Below are 15,816 nucleotides of genomic sequence, written 5' to 3' on the forward strand. Positions count from 1 at the left end.
CGACTGCGGATTCCAACGCGGGACGCTATGATGACGCCTCGCGTCCCTCTCGAGGGCCCCATGGAAAGGAGTCGTCATGCCGAGCTCTAGCCGCTACCCCCTGCGCCAGTGGATCTGGCGGGCTTTCGTGCAGAGCGCGCTGATCCCGCTGATCCTGGTGGAGTCGGTGTTGATCGCGGTGTACCTGCTCAGCAATCAGGCGATTCGCGACTCTCAGGTCGGCCACCTGCAGGAGGCTGCGGTGAAGGATCTCGCCAGCGCCGCGCTGCGCGAGGGGAAGATCGTCGACGGGCGTCTGCGCTCGATCGAGTCCCTGGTGCAGGTGTACCGCGACGCGACCCAGCGCGCGCTGCTCGATACCCGCTTCCAGGCCGACGAGCTGGAGCGCAGCCGCCACGCCAGCACCGAATCGGGGGTGTTCTACACCCGCAGCGACGATGGCCGCGCGGCCTCGTTCTACGCCAACAGCACGCCGCCGGCGCAGCAGGATCGCGCCAAGGTCATGCGCCTGTCGCAGGTCGACCCGCTGATGCGTTCCATCCAGCAGGCCAATCCGCTGGTGGCGGCGCTCTACTTCAATAGCTGGGACAGCTACAACCGCATCTACCCCTGGTTCGATACGCCGGCGCAGTATCCCCATGACATGGTGATCCCGGACTACAACTTCTATTACCTGGCCGACGCCAAGCACAACCCCGAGCGCAAGGTGGTGTGGACCGAGGTCTACCTCGATCCCGCCGGCCTCGGCTGGATGATGTCGGCGATCGCCCCGGTCTACCGCGGCGACTTCCTCGAGGGCGTGGTCGGCCTGGATATCACCATCGACCAGGTGCTCGGCGAGATCGCCGAGCTCAACGTGCCCTGGCAGGGCTACGCCATGCTGGTCAGCCACGACCACAACATCATGGCGCTGCCGGCCGCCGGCGAACTGGATTTCGGCCTGCGCGAGCTGACCCATTATTCCTACGAGGAGGCGGTGCGCCGCGAGGTGCTCAAGCCCGAGGACTTCAACCTGGCCAAGCGCGAGGGCATGGCGCCGCTGCTGCAGGCGATGAACGAGGGCCGCGGCAACGTCCAGGAGGTGCTGCTCGGCGGGCGCAAGCAACTGGTGGCCTGGAGCGAGATTCCGCAGACCGGATGGCGCCTGCTGCTGGTGGTGGACGAGGAACAGATCTTCCACGAGACCAACCAGCTGGCCGAGCGCTACCTGCAGATCGGCTACCTGCTGATCGCCGGCCTGCTGGCCTTCTACCTGCTGTTCTTCGCCTGGATGTGGCTGCGCTCGCGGCGCCTCAGCGACCAGTTGGCCCAACCCATCGCCGGCATCGTCGAGATGGCCGGCAGCCTGGGCCAGGGCAACTACCTCCCGGCCACGCCGGACAGCCACATCACCGAGGTCAGCCGCCTGGCCGACGCCGTGCAGCAGGCCGGCAAGCAGCTGCAGGCCAGCGAGCAGGAGCGCCAGGAGGCGCAGAACATCCTCGAGCTGGTGCTCGAGAGCACCACCGAGAGCCTCTGGCAGATCAACGCCCGCGACCTGAGCATCGACCTCAGCGAACGCTTCGTGCGCCGTTTCGGCCTGGGTGCATGCCATCTGAGCCTGAGCGAGTTCAATCAGCGCGTGCATCCGGACGATCTGGAGCGCCTGCGGCACCTGCGCAAGCACTTCGCCGAGAGCGGCGACGAGCACTTCGATGCGGAGTACCGCTACCTCGATTTTCGCGGCGAGTATCTCTGGCTGCTCAGCCGCGGCAAGGTGCTGGAGCGCGATGAGAGCGGCTGGCCGCTGCGCATCGCCGGCACCCATGTCGATATCACCCGCCTCAAGCAGGTGCAGGAGGAATTGCGTCACGCCAGCCTCGAGGCCCTGGCCGCCAGCCAGGCCAAGAGCCGCTTCCTGTCGAGCATGAGCCACGAGCTGCGCACGCCGCTCAATGCCATCCACGGTTTCGCCCAACTGATCGAGATGGAGGCGCAGGACAAGGCCGACGCCCGCCTGGAGAGCGATTACGCCCACGAGATCGTCAATGCCAGCCGCCATCTGACCTCGCTGGTCGACGACATCCTCGACCTGTCGAGCATCGAGAGTCGTCGCCAGCAGCTGCAGTTGCAGCCGGTGGAGATCGGCACGCTGCTGGCCGGTTGTGCCGAGTTGGTGCAACCGGAAGTGCAGCAACGCCAGCTGCAGCTGCAAGTGATGGCGGCCGCCGATCCGCCGCTGTTCGTCCAGGGCGATCCGCGCCGGGTACGGCAGATATTGCTCAACCTGTTGTCGAACGCGATCAAGTACAACAGCCCGCACGGCCTGATTCGCATGGGCTACGAGGTGCGTGCCGACTGCGTGCGGCTGTGGGTCGACGACACCGGCCCGGGTCTTTCCCGCGAGCAGCAGGCGCAGCTGTTCCAGCCGTTCCAGCGTCTCGGTCGGGAGAGTTCGAACATTCCCGGCACCGGTATCGGCCTGGTCCTGTGTCGCGAGCTGGCCAGCCTGATGGAGGGCGAGATCGGCGTGCGCAGCGAGCCGGGCGTGGGCAGCCGCTTCTGGCTCGATCTGCCCAGCGCCGCGCGCCCGGACGAGGCGCACGCCGCTGTGGCGCCGCAGCCGACGCAGAGCGAGCGGCGCCTGGTCCAGGTGCTGTGCGTGGAGGACCACCCGGCCTGTCTGAAGGTTCTCCAGGAGGCGCTGCGCGAATTCGCCGAGGTCCGCGGCGTGGGCACCCGGCAGAGCGCGCTGGCGGAGTTGCGCGACGGCGAGCCGGCGTTGCTGCTGCTGGATATCGACCTGCCGGACGGCAGCGGGCTGGAGGTGCTCGACGTCATGCGCGCCGAGCCGCGGCTGCGTGAGGTGCCGGTAGTGGTGATCAGCGCGGTGGCCGACACCGCGCTGTTCGACGAGGCCCGGGCGCGCGGGGCGTCCGCCTGCCTGAGCAAGCCGGTGGACCTGCAGGAAGTGCGGCGGGTGGCGCTGGAGCTGCTCTACACGGGTTATTGAGCGCGGCCGGCGTCACTCGCTGGCCGAAAGCATGTCGAGGGCCTCGCCGAGCACCTTGACCGATTCGCTGTGGTTGCCGGCCTTGTGCAGGGCTTCGCCCTCGGCGCGCAATTCCTGGACCTTGGCCAGCACGGCGGGATCGGCCGGCGGGTCGCTTTGCAGCATGGCGTCGATCTTCGCCATGTCGGCGGGGCAGTGCATGGCCCACAGCGGCGCGCTGAGCAGGGCGGCGGCGAGAAAGGCAGTTAGGCGGCGCATGGTGGCTCTCCTGAAACGGGAATGGGAACTTCAGTATAGAAAGCCGCAGCCGCCTGCCAGGGCCGCCGGTCACCCGCCCGGGAACGACTGCGCCAGGCCGGCGTGATGCCGCGGGCTATCCCTGCCTGCGACGGGGCGCCCGCGGATCAGGCGCTGCCCTGTCACTCAGCCCTTCACGCACACCAGCTGGCGCAGGCTGTGCACCACCTCGACCAGGTCGCGTTGGGCCGCCATCACCGCGTCGATGTCCTTGTAGGCCATGGGGATCTCGTCGATCACGTCCTTGTCCTTGCGGCATTCGACATGGGCGGTGGCGCGCAGCTGGTCGGCCAGGTCGAAGCGCTGCTTCGCCTGGCTGCGGCTCATCACCCGACCGGCGCCGTGGCTGCAGGAACAGAACGCCTCGGCGTTGCCCAGACCGCGCACGATGTAGCTGCGCGTACCCATGGAGCCGGGAATGATGCCCAGCTGGCCATGCTGCGCCGATACCGCGCCCTTGCGCGTGACCAGCACCTCGCGGCCGAAGTGGCGCTCGCGCTGCACGTAGTTGTGATGGCAGTCCACCGCCTCCAGCTGTGCCTCGAACGGCCGGCCGAGCACCTGGCGGGTCGCCGCGATCACCGCCTGCAGCATCAGCGCGCGGTTCTGCCGGGCGTAGTCCTGGGCCCAGCCGACCGCCTCGAGGTAGTCGGCGAAGTGGCGGCTGCCTTCCTCGAAGTAGGCCAGATCCTTGTCCGGCAGGTTGGCCAGGTGCTGGCGCATGTCGGCCTGGGCCAGCTCGATGAACAGGTTGCCGATGGCGTTGCCGACGCCGCGCGAGCCGCTGTGCAGCATCAGCCAGACGCGGTCGGCCTCGTCCAGGCAGAGCTCGATGAAGTGGTTGCCGCCGCCGAGGGTGCCGAGGTGCACGCGGTGGTTGCTCTTCTCCAGGCGCGGGTGCTTGGCGCAGATCGCGCGGAAGCGTCCGGCCAGCGCGCGCCAGGCCGCATCGGTGGCGGCTGGCACCTGGTCCCAGGCGCCGCGGTCGCGCTTGCCGAAGCTCTTGCCGTGCGGCACCGCGCGCTCGATGGCGCTGCGCAGGCGGTGCAGGTCGTCCGGCAGGTCGCAGGCCGTCAGCGAGGTGCGCGCGGCGACCATGCCGCAGCCGATGTCCACGCCGACCGCGGCCGGGATGATGGCGCCGAGCGTGGGAATCACGCTGCCGATGGTCGAACCCTTGCCCAGGTGCACGTCCGGCATCACCGCCAGATGCTTGAAGATGAAGGGCATCCGCGCAGTATTGAGCAGTTGCCGACGTGCGGCGTCCTCCACCGGCACGCCGCGGGTCCAGAGTTTGATCGGCTTGCCGCCGGAAACGTCCAGCAGTTGCGGGCCGTGGTCGTGCATGAGCCTGTTCCTGTCCGTTGCCACCGGCACATTGTGCGCCCATTGGTGCTCAATAGTGATACCAGCGCAGCTCCAGCTTCAGCTCGTTGACCGGCGCGGCGAGCTGGCTGAACTCGCGCTGGGCGCTCAGGCGCAGGCCGAGGTCGGTGCGCACTTCCCATTGCTGGTTCAGCGACAGGCGGCGGCGCACTTCGCCGTTGTGGAAGTAGTCGCCGGCCGCCTCCAGGCTCAGGTTGCCCAGCGCGTTGCGCCACAGCAGGCCGGCGTTGAAGCCCAGCGCCGGGGCGACGAAGGCGGCGAAGTCGCGGTTGTGCTCCAGGCGCGCGGTGGCCAGGGCGAAGCCCAGGGCGTCCTCGCCCAGTTGCCAGGTGGCGCCGGCTCCGCCGCTGATATGACCCACCAGCGGCGCGTCGCCGTCCTCGCCGGGCACCCGTTCCAGGCCGCCGCCGACCTGCCAGGACCAGGGCTGGAGCAGGGCGTCGCGCGGGGTCAGCGAGCGGATGTTGGCCAGGTCCAGGCGCTGCACTTGCCAGTGGTTGCCCTCGTACTGGCGCAGCTTGAGCTGGGCGATCTCGATCTGCGCGCCGAGCGGGAAGCCGTCCTGGTTGTCGTTCAGGTCGTGATAGGCCATGCGCAGGCCGTACTCGGCGAAGGCACGATCCGCGCGGCTGCCGCCGGCCAGCTGCCAGGTGCGCGACTGGTGACCCTCCTCGGGCAGCAGCGGACGGTCCAGCGCCAGCGGTGGTGGCGGGTTGCGGTTGACCGCGCCGAGCAGCTGGAAGCTGCGCTGGGCGGTCTCGCCGGTACGCGCCTCGCCGCTGGCGCGGTAGCGCACCAGGCGGAAGGCGGCGTCCTGGATCAGTGCACGACGCTCGGCCGGCAGCGTCTGGAACTGCGCCGTCTCGAGCCGCGCAGAGTCGCCGGCCAGGCTTAGCACCCAGTCCTTTTCCGCCGCGCCCAGCGGCTCGGCGCGACCCAGCAGTTCGCGCTCGCGCGAGGGGCGGTAGTCGATGCGTTCGATCAAGCCGGCGTCCTTGACCGCGCGCACGGTGTCGGTGGGGATGGCGGTGATCGGGAAGTGCTCGGTCAGCTCGATGCCGGGGCGGGCGATTTCCAGCAGTTCGAGCAGGCGGTAGGAGCAGTTCTCGTCGAAGAAGAAATAGTCGAAGCGTATCTGCTTGAGTTCCCAGACGTGCTCGACCATGCGCCCGGTCTCTTCGGGCGTGAGGTTGAGGCGGTATTCCCACAGGTCGCGGTTCTCCAGGCGGTTGTACTCGCTGAGCTTCTCGCGGTAGGGCACCAGGGCGAACAGGCCGGGATAGCCGCCCATCAGCCCGCGCCAGGCATAGAGGATGCTGTTGTCGTCGCCCTCGATGAAGGCGCCGAAGTTCAGCGCGTAGCTGAGCAGCGCGGTGTTGTGGCTGTCGATATCGGCCTGGTCGATACGCAGCAGGGTGTGGCCGAACATCGACGAGGGGCTGTTGAGGTAGGCGGCGGGGAACACCAGCACCGTGCTGTGCGGATTGACGTCGGCGAACCAGGCGCGGAACTCGGCGCAGTCCGGGTCGGGCAGGTCGTCCAGCGCCAGGCGTTCCCTGAGCCAGCGGCTGCGCGCGGGGTAGATGCACTGCGGGTGGCGGTCGCCCAGCTCGGCGGGCTGGTAAAGCGCCTCCAGCGTGGCGGCCAGCTCCGCGGCCGGGTCGTGGGCGCCGTCCTCGGCGAGAAAGAACTCGTCGTCATCGACATAGCTGCGCCAGCCGCCGAGCTTGCCGGTTTCGTAGTGACCGAGCGCGATCCAGTAGGGATCTTCGGCGAGCGGCAGCGGCGAAGCGGCAGCAAGGAGGGGGGCGGAGCACAGGGCGAGGGCGGCGAATATCCGTTTCAAGGTCGCAGGTTGTCCGGCGATGGCGTTGGCCGAGCTTTGGTCAGGCGCGTGGCGGGTGTCAAGGCAGCAGAGGACAGTATTTCGCGCAAGTCATGATCGGCGTCAGTCCCGGCTCATGCGATTCGCATCAAACTGATAGCTGGCAGTCAATCAAAGGAGACTGGTCATGAACCGGCGTGATGCCTTGCTAGCCTTGCAGCGTGAGTATCGTGGCCGCGCGGAGGCTATCCGGCGGGATCTGGGGCGCGGTCATTCAGCGGACTTCGCCGAACAGGCGCAGCAGCGGCAGAATGACGAGGTGCTCGAAGCGCTGCAGGCCGAGGCCGAGTTGGGCTTGGATCTGGTCAATCGCGCCCTGCAACGCCTGGCCGATGGCAATTATGGGCTGTGCCTGAAATGCGCCGAGCCGATCAGCGAGGCACGTCTCAACGCCATGCCGGCGGCGGAATACTGCCTGCGCTGCGCGACCCTCAATTGAGCGGCTGACCGACCTCTTCCAGCAGGCGGCGTGCGGCCGAATCGGCGGCGTCGATATAAGGCTGCAGCACGCTGGCCGCGCCGGCGCGGGTGAAGGCTTCCAGATCGCCCTCGCGAAAGGCGCTGAGGGTGACCTGGCCACGAAAGCCGGTACTGCGGGCGGCGCGCAGGAGGATGGCATTGACCTCGCGCTGGGGAATGGTGCTGACCAGCGCGCGTGCCCGCTGCAGCGGCAGATGGGCGACGAAATCGAGGTCCTCGGCGTCGCCGTAGCACACCCTCAGGCCGCCGAGGCGGGCGCTGGCCAGGGCCTCGGGGTCGAAGTCGACGCCAAGCACGCGCAGCCCGGCGTCTTCCAGGCGGTGCGCCAGCTGGCGGCCGTAGCGGCCCAGGCCATAGACGATCACCTCCGGCTGCTGGCGGTCGACGTCGCTGTCGGCGGCGTTTTCCCGATGCGCCACGCGGCGTTCGAACAGCCCAAGCCAGGGCGAGAGGCGTTCGAACAGCGGCTGCGAGTAAAGAATCATGTAGGTGGACAGGGTGATGGTGACCACCCCCACCAGGGTGGTCAGGCCCAGGGCTTCGCCGCCGACATGGCCGAGGCCGATGCCCATGGCGACGAAGATGATGGAGAACTCGCTGATCTGCGCCACGGTCAACCCGGCCATGAAGCCGGTGCGCTTGCGGTAGCCCATCGCACCCATGATGGCCATGACGATCAGCGGGTTGCCGACCAGCACGAACAGCGACAGCAGCAGCGCGCTGCCGAGCTGGTTGTGGAAATGGCTGAAGTCGAGCTGGATGCCCAGGTGCAGGAAGAAGAACAGCAGGAGAAAGTCGCGCAGGCTGGTCAGGCGGCTGGCGATGGCCTCGCGCAGCGGCGTCGAGGCCAGGCAGAAGCCGGCGACGAAGGCGCCGATCTCCTTGGACAGGCCCAGCGCCTCGGCACCGCCGGCCAGCAGCGTGCCCCAGGCGACGGCCACCAGCATCAGCAGTTCCGGCGAGCGCGCCATGGGCGCGATCAGGCGCGGCAGGGCGTAGCGTATCAGCAGATAGAGCACTACCAGGCTGCCGAGCAGCACGCTGAGCAGCGCCAGCGGCGACAGTCCCTGGTGGGCGCCAGCCGCCGGCTGGTACAGGTTGATCGCCAGCATGGCCAGCACCACGGCGATGTCCTGCACGATCAGAAAGCCCATGGCGATGCGCCCGTGCAGCGAATCGATCTCGCCTTTGTCCGACAGCAGCTTGACGATGATGATGGTGCTGGAGAAGGTCAGAGCCACCGCCACGTAGGACGCGGTCAACCAGTCCAGGCCAAGCAGGCGGCACAGCAGCAGGCCGAACAGGATGGTGAAGGTCAGCTGCCCCAGACCGGTGGCCAGCGCTACCGGGCCGAGGGTGCGCACCAGGCGCATGTCCAGTTTCAGGCCCACCACGAACAGCAGCACGGTAATGCCGATCTCGGCCAGCAGGCCGAGCGAGGCGTGATCGCCGGACAGGTTCATCGCCGCGGGGCCGGCGACGATGCCGACCAGGATATAGGCGATGATCAACGGCTGGCGCAGCCTCACCGCCAGCGCCCCGAACAGCGCGGAGAGCGCGAGCAGGGCGGCGATTTCCTGAAAAAGACTCATGCGGGACGTCCGGTGGCTGGGGGCGCGATACTTTAATCGGCATCGGGCCGGGCAGGCTGTTCTGGATCAAGCTTATTGAAGTGGCGGCTTTTATCCAGCGAGTCGGGCCAAGGTAGCAGGCCGCCACTGCGGTGGGAGTCGCTTACTGCGGCCAATGGCTGGCCCGGACGGTCGCAACGGTTTCGCCTCGGGGGGCGGTTGCTGCGATGCTCCTGCCGATCCGTCCGCCCATTCCCGCCGGTTCTTAGCGCTTGTCCGGGGCCGCGGATCGGGCCATGATTTCCCCCAGGCCTTTGCCTTCCCGCCTAAGGATTTACGATGCCCGACTCCGTTGCTGCCAGCCTGCGGCTAGCGCCCGATGCCCTGACCAGCCCCTTCGCCCCCGAGCAGTTCAACTTCACCAGCACCGACGACCTCGAACCCTTCCGCGGCGTGCTCGGCCAGGCCCGCGCGGTGGAGGCCCTGCAGTTCGGCGTGGCCATGCCACGTCCCGGCTACAACGTGTTCGTCATGGGCGAGCCGGGCACCGGGCGCTTCTCCTTCGTGCAGCGTTACCTCAAGGCCGAGGCCAAGCGCATGGAGACCCCGGCCGACCGGGTCTACGTCAATCATTTCGACGAGCCGCGCGAGCCGCGTGCGCTGGAGCTGCCGGCCGGCACCGCGAGCGCCTTCATCAGTGACATCAACCAGCTGATCGACAACCTGCTGGCGACCTTCCCGGCGGTGTTCGAGACGCCGACCTACCAGCAGAAGAAGAGCGCCATCGACCGCGCGTTCAACAAGCGCTATGACCAGGCGCTGGACGTGATCGAGAAGCTGTCGCTGGAGAAGGGCGTGGCCCTGTACCGCGACAGCAGCAACATCGCCTTCACCCCCATGTTCGAGGGCAAGGCGCTGGACGAGGCCGAGTTCGCCCAGCTGCCGGACGCCGAGCGCGAGCGCTTCCACGCCGACATCGCCCTGCTCGAGGAGCGCCTCAACGAAGAGTTGGCCAGCCTGCCGCAGTGGAAGCGCGAGTCGAGCAACCTGCTGCGTCAGCTCAATGAGGAGACCATCACCGTTGCCCTGCAGCCGCTGCTGGCGCCACTGTCGGAGAAATACGCGGAGAACGCCGGGGTTTGCGCCTACCTGCAGGCCATGCAGGTCAACCTGCTGAAGACCGCGGTCGAGCAGCTGGTGGATGTCGACAAGGCCGACCCGCAGCTGCGCAAGCTGCTGGAAGAGCAGTATTGCCCGAGCCTGGTGGTCGGCCACCACGCCCACGGTGGGGCGCCGGTGGTGTTCGAGTCGCACCCGACCTACGACAACCTGTTCGGCCGCATCGAATACAGCTCCGACCAGGGCGCGTTGTACACCAGCTACCGCCAGCTGCGTCCCGGCGCGCTGCACCGCGCCAACGGCGGCTACCTGGTGGTGGAGGCGGAAAAACTGCTGAGCGAGCCCTTCGTCTGGGAGGCGCTCAAGCGCGCCCTGCATTCGCGCCAGCTGAAGATGGAGTCGCCGCTGGGCGATCTCGGCCGCATAGCCACCGTGACCCTCAATCCGCAGGTCATCGCGCTGCAGCTGAAGGTCATCATCATCGGCTCGCGCCAGCTCTACTACGCGCTGCAGGACGCCGATCCGGACTTCCAGGAGATGTTCCGCGTGCTGGTCGACTTCGACGAGGACATCCCGCTGGCGGAAGACAGCCTCGAGCAGTTCGCCCAGCTGATGAAGACGCGCACCTCGGAGGAGGGCATGGCGCCTCTGACCGGTGCCGCGGTGGCGCGCCTGGCCACCTACAGCGCGCGCCTGGCCGAGCACCAGGGGCGCCTGTCGGCGCGCATCGGCGACCTGTTCCAGCTGGTCAGCGAGGCCGATTTCATCCGCCACCTGGCCGGCGAGAGCATCACCGACGTCGGCCATATCGAGCGTGCGCTCAAGGCCAAGGCCACCCGCACCGGCCGCGTATCGGCGCGGATCATCGACGACATGCTGGCCGGCATCATCCTGATCGACACCGCTGGCGCAGCCATCGGCAAGTGCAACGGCCTGACCGTGCTGGAGGTCGGCGACTCGGCCTTCGGCGTGCCCGCGCGGATATCCGCCACCGTCTACCCGGGCGGCAGCGGCATCGTCGACATCGAGCGCGAGGTCAACCTCGGCCAGCCGATCCACTCCAAGGGGGTGATGATCCTCACCGGCTTCCTCGGCAGCCGCTACGCCCAGGAATTTCCCCTGGAGATTTCCGCCAGCATCGCCCTGGAGCAGTCCTACGGCTACGTCGACGGCGACAGCGCCTCGCTCGGCGAGGTCTGCACGCTGATCTCGGCGCTGTCGCGCACGCCGCTCAAGCAGTGCTTCGCCATCACCGGCTCGATCAACCAGTTCGGCGAGGTGCAGGCGGTCGGCGGGGTCAACGAGAAGATCGAGGGCTTCTTCCGCCTGTGCGAGGCGCGCGGCCTGACCGGCGAGCAGGGGGTGATCATCCCGCACTCCAACGTCAGCAACCTGATGCTCGACGACCGGGTGCTGCAGGCGGTGCGCGCCGGCCAGTTCAACGTCTACGCTGTGCGTCACGTCGACGAGGCGCTGAGCCTGCTGGTCGGCGAGGCGGCCGGCCACCCCGACGAGCAGGGCCGCTTCCCCAGGGGCAGCGTCAATGCGCGGGTGGTCGAGCGTCTGCGCGAAATCGCCGAGATCGACCTGGAGGAGGACGGCAAGCACGCCGAGGCGGCCAAGGCCAAAGCCGAGGTCGAGAGCCGCGCGGCCAAGCCGGCCAAGGCACCGCGGCGCAAGAAGGGCGACGGCGCCGATAGCTGATCAGAACTTGCACGATTGTCCCGGGTCGCCCGGGGCAGCCGTGCCGGTGTCGTTGCTCACTTCTCATGCACAGGGTTATCCACAGAATGCGGGGATAACTTTGGCTTCCCAGTGCGTCCGCTCGGGGTGTAGGCTGAAGCCTGGATTCCGCGAGGGTCGCCACCATGCCGCGTAGTCTCTGCCTTACCCGCCAATGCCTGGGCCTGATCACCCGCATCGAATGCGAGATCCGGCCGCTGGCAGGAAGCAACGGCCTTTGGACGCTGCTCTGCGCCGCCGGCATGTCCGGCGCGCAACCCTCGGCGATCAAGGCACAAGGCCCGTTCTATGGGCCTTTCGTCGCCGAAGGAGTACTCGCCGCAATCGCCGAGAGCCTGGCTCTGCAAGGCTATGGCGAATGTCATGAACCCCCCATCTGGCGCCTGCATCTGCAGGCCGAACTGCGCCGCGTGAATGGTGAGCGCGGGCGACTGCCGGGGCAGTATCAGTTCCAGCCGGAAACCTGACGGTCAGCGCTGGGCAGCTTTTGTACAGCGCCGCCCACGGCCCCGAGAGCGCCGCGTCGGCGCCGCTGTTCACAGGCTTATCCACAGAAGCCGTGGATAACCGCGTGGCCTTTGTCTGGCGCGGGTGGCTGGGTATACTCGCGGCCGGTTTTGGTCCCTTCTGTGAGCCCCTATGGAACGCTTTATCGAGAACGCCATGTATGCCTCGCGCTGGCTGCTGGCGCCGATCTACTTCGGTCTTTCCCTGGCGCTGCTGGCACTGGCGCTGAAATTCTTCCAGGAAATCTTCCACATTCTGCCGCACGTGTTCGAGAAGGCCGAGGCCGATCTGATCCTGGTGTTGCTGTCGCTGATCGACATGGCCCTGGTCGGCGGCCTACTGGTGATGGTGATGATCTCCGGCTACGAGAACTTCGTCTCGCAGCTGGATATCGACGACAGCAAGGAGAAGCTCAACTGGCTGGGCAAGATGGACTCCGGCTCGCTGAAGATGAAGGTGGCGGCTTCCATCGTGGCTATCTCCTCCATCCACCTGCTGAAGATCTTCATGGATGCGCAGAATATTCAGCCTGAGCACCTGAAGTGGTACGTGATCATCCACATGACCTTCGTCGCTTCGGCCTTCGCCATGGGCTATCTGGACAAGCTGACCAAGCATTGATACCGAACCACTCCAGCCATTGCCGCCGCCCGGCCGTTGCAAAACGGACGGGCGGTTTGCTTTCTGCCTTGTGTTTTTATTTTCCTGTACAAAAATTGTAAATGTAGTTGGTTTTGTATAGCTTTTCCCTCGCGAGGAGAGCCCCATGAACCTGCATGACCTGTCCAACCATGCCCATGCCGGGCATATCGACGAGCTCAACCTGATCTCCATGGAGGGCGGCATCTATCTGCTCGAGGCGCAGATGGACGGCCGTGCCCACCCGCTCAGCGACAGCCGGGGCGCCACCCTGCACCTGCGTTCGGTGGAACATGCGCGCGATCTGCTGCACGAGCTGCCGAAGGTGCCATTCAACCTGGTGCATGCCGTGGTGCACGACGAGATGTGCGGCATGCCGGCCGGCAGCCAGGACTGCCTGAAGGTGCCGATTTCCTTGCGTTCCGGCTGGTGATGGGGTGAGGGTGAGGGCGCGGCGCCTGGCGCTGGTACTCGGCGACCAGCTCAGTTTCGATCTGGCCAGCCTGCAGGGGCTCGACCCGGTGCAGGACATCGTGTTGCTGGCCGAAGTGATGGAGGAGGCCAGCCATGTGCCCCATCACCCGAAGAAGATCGCCCTGATATTCAGCGCCATGCGCCACTTCGCCGTGGCGCTGCGTGAACGAGGCCTGCGCGTGCAGTACGTGGGTCTGGACGATGCCGACAACAGCGGCTCGCTGCCTGGCGAGCTGGTGCGCTGGACGCAACGCCTGAGCCCCGCAGAGGTGCATCTGACCGAGTGCGGCGACTGGCGTCTGGAGCAGGCCCTGCGCCACTGCGGTGTGCCGATCCACTGGCATGTCGACCTGCGCTTTCTTTGCAACCGCGAGGCGTTCGCCGCCTGGGCCGGCGGGCGCAAGCAGCTGCGCATGGAGTACTTCTACCGCGAGATGCGCCGCCGCAGCGGCCTGCTGATGAACGGCGACGGCACGCCGGTGGGCGGCGCCTGGAACTTCGACGCCGACAACCGCAAGGCCCTGCCGCGCGGCGTGCGCCCGCCGCAGCCGCTGCGCAGCGCGCCCGACGCGATCACTGGCGAGGTGCTGGCGCTGGTGGCCGCGCGCTTTTCCCACCATTACGGCAGCCTGGCGGCCTTCGACTACCCGGTGACCCACGCCGAGGCCGAGCGGCTCTGGGCGCATTTCCTCGCCCACGGCCTGGCGGATTTCGGCGACTACCAGGACGCCATGGCCAGCGGCGAGCCCTACCTGTTTCACGCGCGCATCAGCGCCGCGCTGAACATCGGCCTGCTCGACCTGCGCCGCCTGTGCGCCGACGTCGAGGCCGCCTATTGGGCCGGGCGCGTGCCGCTGAATGCGGCGGAGGGCTTTATCCGCCAACTGATCGGCTGGCGCAAGTACGTGCGCGGCATCTATTGGCTGCAGATGCCCGAGTACGCCGAGGGCAACGCCTTCGGCAACACGCGCGCGCTGCCTGCGTTCTACTGGACCGGCAACACTCGCATGAACTGCCTGCGCCAGGCCATCGGCCAGACCCTGGAGCACGCCTACGCCCACCATATCCAGCGGCTGATGGTCACCGGCAACTTCGCCCTGCTCGCCGGCATCGCGCCCAAGCAGATCTGCGATTGGTACCTGGCGGTGTACATGGATGCCTTCGACTGGGTCGAGCTGCCCAACACCCTGGGCATGGTGATGCACGCCGACGGCGGCTACCTGGGTTCCAAGCCCTACTGCGCCAGCGGCCAGTACATCAAGCGCATGTCCGACTACTGCAGCGGCTGCGCCTACAAGGTGAGCGAGAGCAGCGGCGAGTCGGCCTGTCCGTTCAACGCGCTGTACTGGCACTTCCTCATGCGTCACCGCGAAGCGCTCGAGCGCAACCCGCGCCTGGGCATGGTCTATCGCAACCTGGCGCGCATGGACGAGGCCAGGCAGCAGGCGCTGTGGGACTGGGGCGAACGCCTGCTGGCCTGCCTGGATGCCGGGGAGATGCTGTGAACAAGCGCCAGCTGCCGGTGAAAAGCTGCGCGGTCTGCGGGCTGCCGTTCACCTGGCGCAAGAAATGGGCGCGCTGCTGGGACGAGGTGCGCTACTGCTCCGAGCGCTGCCGACGCCGCCGTCACGCCAGCGCGGGTGCGTGACGACGGGCCGCGCTTCTGTGCTAGTCTGGCCGGCCTTTTTGCAGCCCCAAGCGGAGCCTTTCATGTCCGAATTCACCTTCAGCCCCGATCTGTCCTCCGACGAGGGCCGCGTCAGCTACGGCATCGGCCGCCAGCTCGGTGGTCAACTGCGCGACAACCCGCCGCCCGGCGTCGACCTGCAGGCCATCCTCGCCGGCCTGACCGATGCGTTCGCCGGCCAGGCCAGCCGCGTGTCCGAGGCCGAACTGTCGGCCAGCTTCAAGGTGATTCGCGAAGTCATGCAGGCCGAAGCCGCCGCCAAGGCCGAAGCTGCTGCCGGCGAAGGCCGCAACTACCTGGCCGAGAACGCCAAGCGCGAGGGCGTGACCGTGCTGGCCTCCGGCCTGCAGTACGAAGTGCTGGTGGCGGGCGAGGGCGCCAAGCCGTCGGCCGACGACCAGGTGCGTACCCACTACCACGGCACTCTGATCGACGGCACTGTGTTCGACAGCTCCTACGAGCGCGGCCAGCCGGCGGAATTCCCGGTTGGCGGCGTGATCCCGGGTTGGGTCGAGGCGCTGCAACTGATGGGCACCGGCAGCAAGTGGCGCCTGCACGTGCCGAGCGAGCTGGCCTACGGCGCCCAGGGCGTCGGCAGCATCCCGCCGCACAGCGTGCTGGTGTTCGATGTCGAGCTGCTCGACATCCTGTAAGCCTTGGACACAGGCTGTCGCTGCGGTGCGCATGGCGCACCCTGCATGACCGCGAGAAAGTCCAACGAAGCGGGGCGCCCTGGAAACAGGGCGCCCCGTTTGCATTTCAGGGCCGCAAGGCCCGCGCGTAGCAGTAGAGGAACAGGCTGCGCACCAGCTCCTTGAGCACTATGGGCTCGCTGGAGCTGAGCTCGTGCAGGTCCAGATCGCCCTGGTCGCGCAGTTCGTCCAGCGCCTCTTCTTCCAGCATGGCGCAGACCTCGCCGGTTTCGCGGTTGAGGATGCGCAGGTAGGGATGCGGGCGGTCCAGCCAGGCATCGATCAGGTAGGTCATGGCAGTCTCCTTGGCCGTCTTTATGTAACTGAGAATAATTCCTATTACA

At 67.3% G+C, this 15,816-nt stretch carries 14 protein-coding genes; 9 read left to right on the forward strand and 5 right to left on the reverse strand.

All coding sequences use genetic code 11. The annotated features are described in order from the left end of the window. Window positions 1-76 precede the first annotated feature (76 nt). Complete coding sequence (locus ACUTAF_RS03905) at window positions 77-2,992, forward strand: hybrid sensor histidine kinase/response regulator (RefSeq protein WP_445578741.1); 2,916 nt, start codon at window positions 77-79, stop codon at window positions 2,990-2,992. A 12-nt stretch (window positions 2,993-3,004) separates the two neighbouring features. Here ACUTAF_RS03905 and ACUTAF_RS03910 read toward each other — a convergent pair whose 3' ends face one another. From ACUTAF_RS03910 to ACUTAF_RS03920, 3 genes are all read right to left on the reverse strand, one after another. Beyond that, complete coding sequence (locus ACUTAF_RS03910) at window positions 3,005-3,250, reverse strand: hypothetical protein (RefSeq protein ID WP_445578742.1); 246 nt, start codon at window positions 3,248-3,250, stop codon at window positions 3,005-3,007. Between the two features lie 165 nt (window positions 3,251-3,415). Next, window positions 3,416-4,636: an RtcB family protein gene (locus ACUTAF_RS03915; RefSeq protein ID WP_445578743.1), complete on the reverse strand. Its 1,221-nt coding sequence runs from the start codon at window positions 4,634-4,636 to the stop codon at window positions 3,416-3,418. A 49-nt stretch (window positions 4,637-4,685) separates the two neighbouring features. After that, entirely contained in the window at window positions 4,686-6,521 is a 1,836-nt protein-coding gene (locus ACUTAF_RS03920) for an Lnb N-terminal periplasmic domain-containing protein (protein ID WP_445578744.1), read from the reverse strand. 166 nt (window positions 6,522-6,687) lie between these two features. Between ACUTAF_RS03920 and ACUTAF_RS03925 the strand changes: the two genes are divergently transcribed. Beyond that, complete coding sequence (locus ACUTAF_RS03925) at window positions 6,688-6,999, forward strand: TraR/DksA family transcriptional regulator (RefSeq protein WP_445578745.1); 312 nt, start codon at window positions 6,688-6,690, stop codon at window positions 6,997-6,999. Here ACUTAF_RS03925 and ACUTAF_RS03930 read toward each other — a convergent pair. Then, window positions 6,992-8,632: a cation:proton antiporter gene (locus ACUTAF_RS03930; RefSeq protein WP_445578746.1), complete on the reverse strand. Its 1,641-nt coding sequence runs from the start codon at window positions 8,630-8,632 to the stop codon at window positions 6,992-6,994. The genes ACUTAF_RS03925 and ACUTAF_RS03930 overlap by 8 nt on opposite strands. 318 nt (window positions 8,633-8,950) lie before the next feature. Here ACUTAF_RS03930 and ACUTAF_RS03935 point away from each other — a divergent pair, with 318 nt between their 5' ends. From ACUTAF_RS03935 to ACUTAF_RS03965, 7 genes are all read left to right on the forward strand, one after another. Continuing rightward, the gene (locus ACUTAF_RS03935) at window positions 8,951-11,434 is read left to right on the forward strand and encodes a Lon protease family protein (protein ID WP_445578747.1); all 2,484 of its coding nucleotides are present in this window, start codon (window positions 8,951-8,953) and stop codon (window positions 11,432-11,434) included. Window positions 11,435-11,598: 164 nt separating this feature from the next. Further along, window positions 11,599-11,940: a PA4575 family protein gene (locus ACUTAF_RS03940; RefSeq protein ID WP_445578748.1), complete on the forward strand. Its 342-nt coding sequence runs from the start codon at window positions 11,599-11,601 to the stop codon at window positions 11,938-11,940. Between the two features lie 172 nt (window positions 11,941-12,112). Beyond that, window positions 12,113-12,601, forward strand: coding sequence for a TIGR00645 family protein (locus tag ACUTAF_RS03945; RefSeq protein WP_445578749.1), 489 nt, complete (start codon window positions 12,113-12,115; stop codon window positions 12,599-12,601). A 145-nt stretch (window positions 12,602-12,746) separates the two neighbouring features. Beyond that, the gene (locus ACUTAF_RS03950) at window positions 12,747-13,052 is read left to right on the forward strand and encodes a DUF6482 family protein (protein ID WP_445578750.1); all 306 of its coding nucleotides are present in this window, start codon (window positions 12,747-12,749) and stop codon (window positions 13,050-13,052) included. Window positions 13,053-13,062: 10 nt separating this feature from the next. After that, window positions 13,063-14,598 carry a cryptochrome/photolyase family protein gene (locus tag ACUTAF_RS03955; RefSeq protein ID WP_445578751.1) on the forward strand — a complete coding sequence of 512 codons (1,536 nt, stop codon included), beginning with the start codon at window positions 13,063-13,065 and terminating at the stop codon, window positions 14,596-14,598. Next, window positions 14,595-14,741, forward strand: coding sequence for a DUF2256 domain-containing protein (locus ACUTAF_RS03960; RefSeq protein WP_445578752.1), 147 nt, complete (start codon window positions 14,595-14,597; stop codon window positions 14,739-14,741). The genes ACUTAF_RS03955 and ACUTAF_RS03960 overlap by 4 nt, the downstream gene beginning before the upstream one ends. 62 nt (window positions 14,742-14,803) lie before the next feature. Continuing rightward, window positions 14,804-15,433: an FKBP-type peptidyl-prolyl cis-trans isomerase gene (locus tag ACUTAF_RS03965; protein WP_445578753.1), complete on the forward strand. Its 630-nt coding sequence runs from the start codon at window positions 14,804-14,806 to the stop codon at window positions 15,431-15,433. A gap of 106 nt (window positions 15,434-15,539) precedes the next feature. On the opposite strand, the gene ACUTAF_RS03970 is transcribed toward ACUTAF_RS03965, so the two are convergent. Continuing rightward, window positions 15,540-15,767, reverse strand: coding sequence for a PA4570 family protein (locus tag ACUTAF_RS03970; protein ID WP_074675630.1), 228 nt, complete (start codon window positions 15,765-15,767; stop codon window positions 15,540-15,542). Between the last annotated feature and the right edge of the window lie 49 nt (window positions 15,768-15,816).

This window comes from Pseudomonas sp. SP16.1 (assembly GCF_052682975.1).

Bases quoted from the DNA above. Each gene is read 5' to 3' on its own strand.
- ACUTAF_RS03905 (WP_445578741.1), top strand. From the start codon at position 77: ATGCCGAGCTCTAGCCGCTACCCCCTGCGCCAGTGGATCTGGCGGGCT.
- ACUTAF_RS03910 (WP_445578742.1), bottom strand. From the start codon at position 3,250: ATGCGCCGCCTAACTGCCTTTCTCGCCGCCGCCCTGCTCAGCGCGCCG.
- ACUTAF_RS03915 (WP_445578743.1), bottom strand. From the start codon at position 4,636: ATGCACGACCACGGCCCGCAACTGCTGGACGTTTCCGGCGGCAAGCCG.
- ACUTAF_RS03925 (WP_445578745.1), top strand. From the start codon at position 6,688: ATGAACCGGCGTGATGCCTTGCTAGCCTTGCAGCGTGAGTATCGTGGC.
- ACUTAF_RS03930 (WP_445578746.1), bottom strand. From the start codon at position 8,632: ATGAGTCTTTTTCAGGAAATCGCCGCCCTGCTCGCGCTCTCCGCGCTG.
- ACUTAF_RS03935 (WP_445578747.1), top strand. From the start codon at position 8,951: ATGCCCGACTCCGTTGCTGCCAGCCTGCGGCTAGCGCCCGATGCCCTG.
- ACUTAF_RS03940 (WP_445578748.1), top strand. From the start codon at position 11,599: ATGCCGCGTAGTCTCTGCCTTACCCGCCAATGCCTGGGCCTGATCACC.
- ACUTAF_RS03945 (WP_445578749.1), top strand. From the start codon at position 12,113: ATGGAACGCTTTATCGAGAACGCCATGTATGCCTCGCGCTGGCTGCTG.
- ACUTAF_RS03950 (WP_445578750.1), top strand. From the start codon at position 12,747: ATGAACCTGCATGACCTGTCCAACCATGCCCATGCCGGGCATATCGAC.
- ACUTAF_RS03965 (WP_445578753.1), top strand. From the start codon at position 14,804: ATGTCCGAATTCACCTTCAGCCCCGATCTGTCCTCCGACGAGGGCCGC.
- ACUTAF_RS03970 (WP_074675630.1), bottom strand. From the start codon at position 15,767: ATGACCTACCTGATCGATGCCTGGCTGGACCGCCCGCATCCCTACCTG.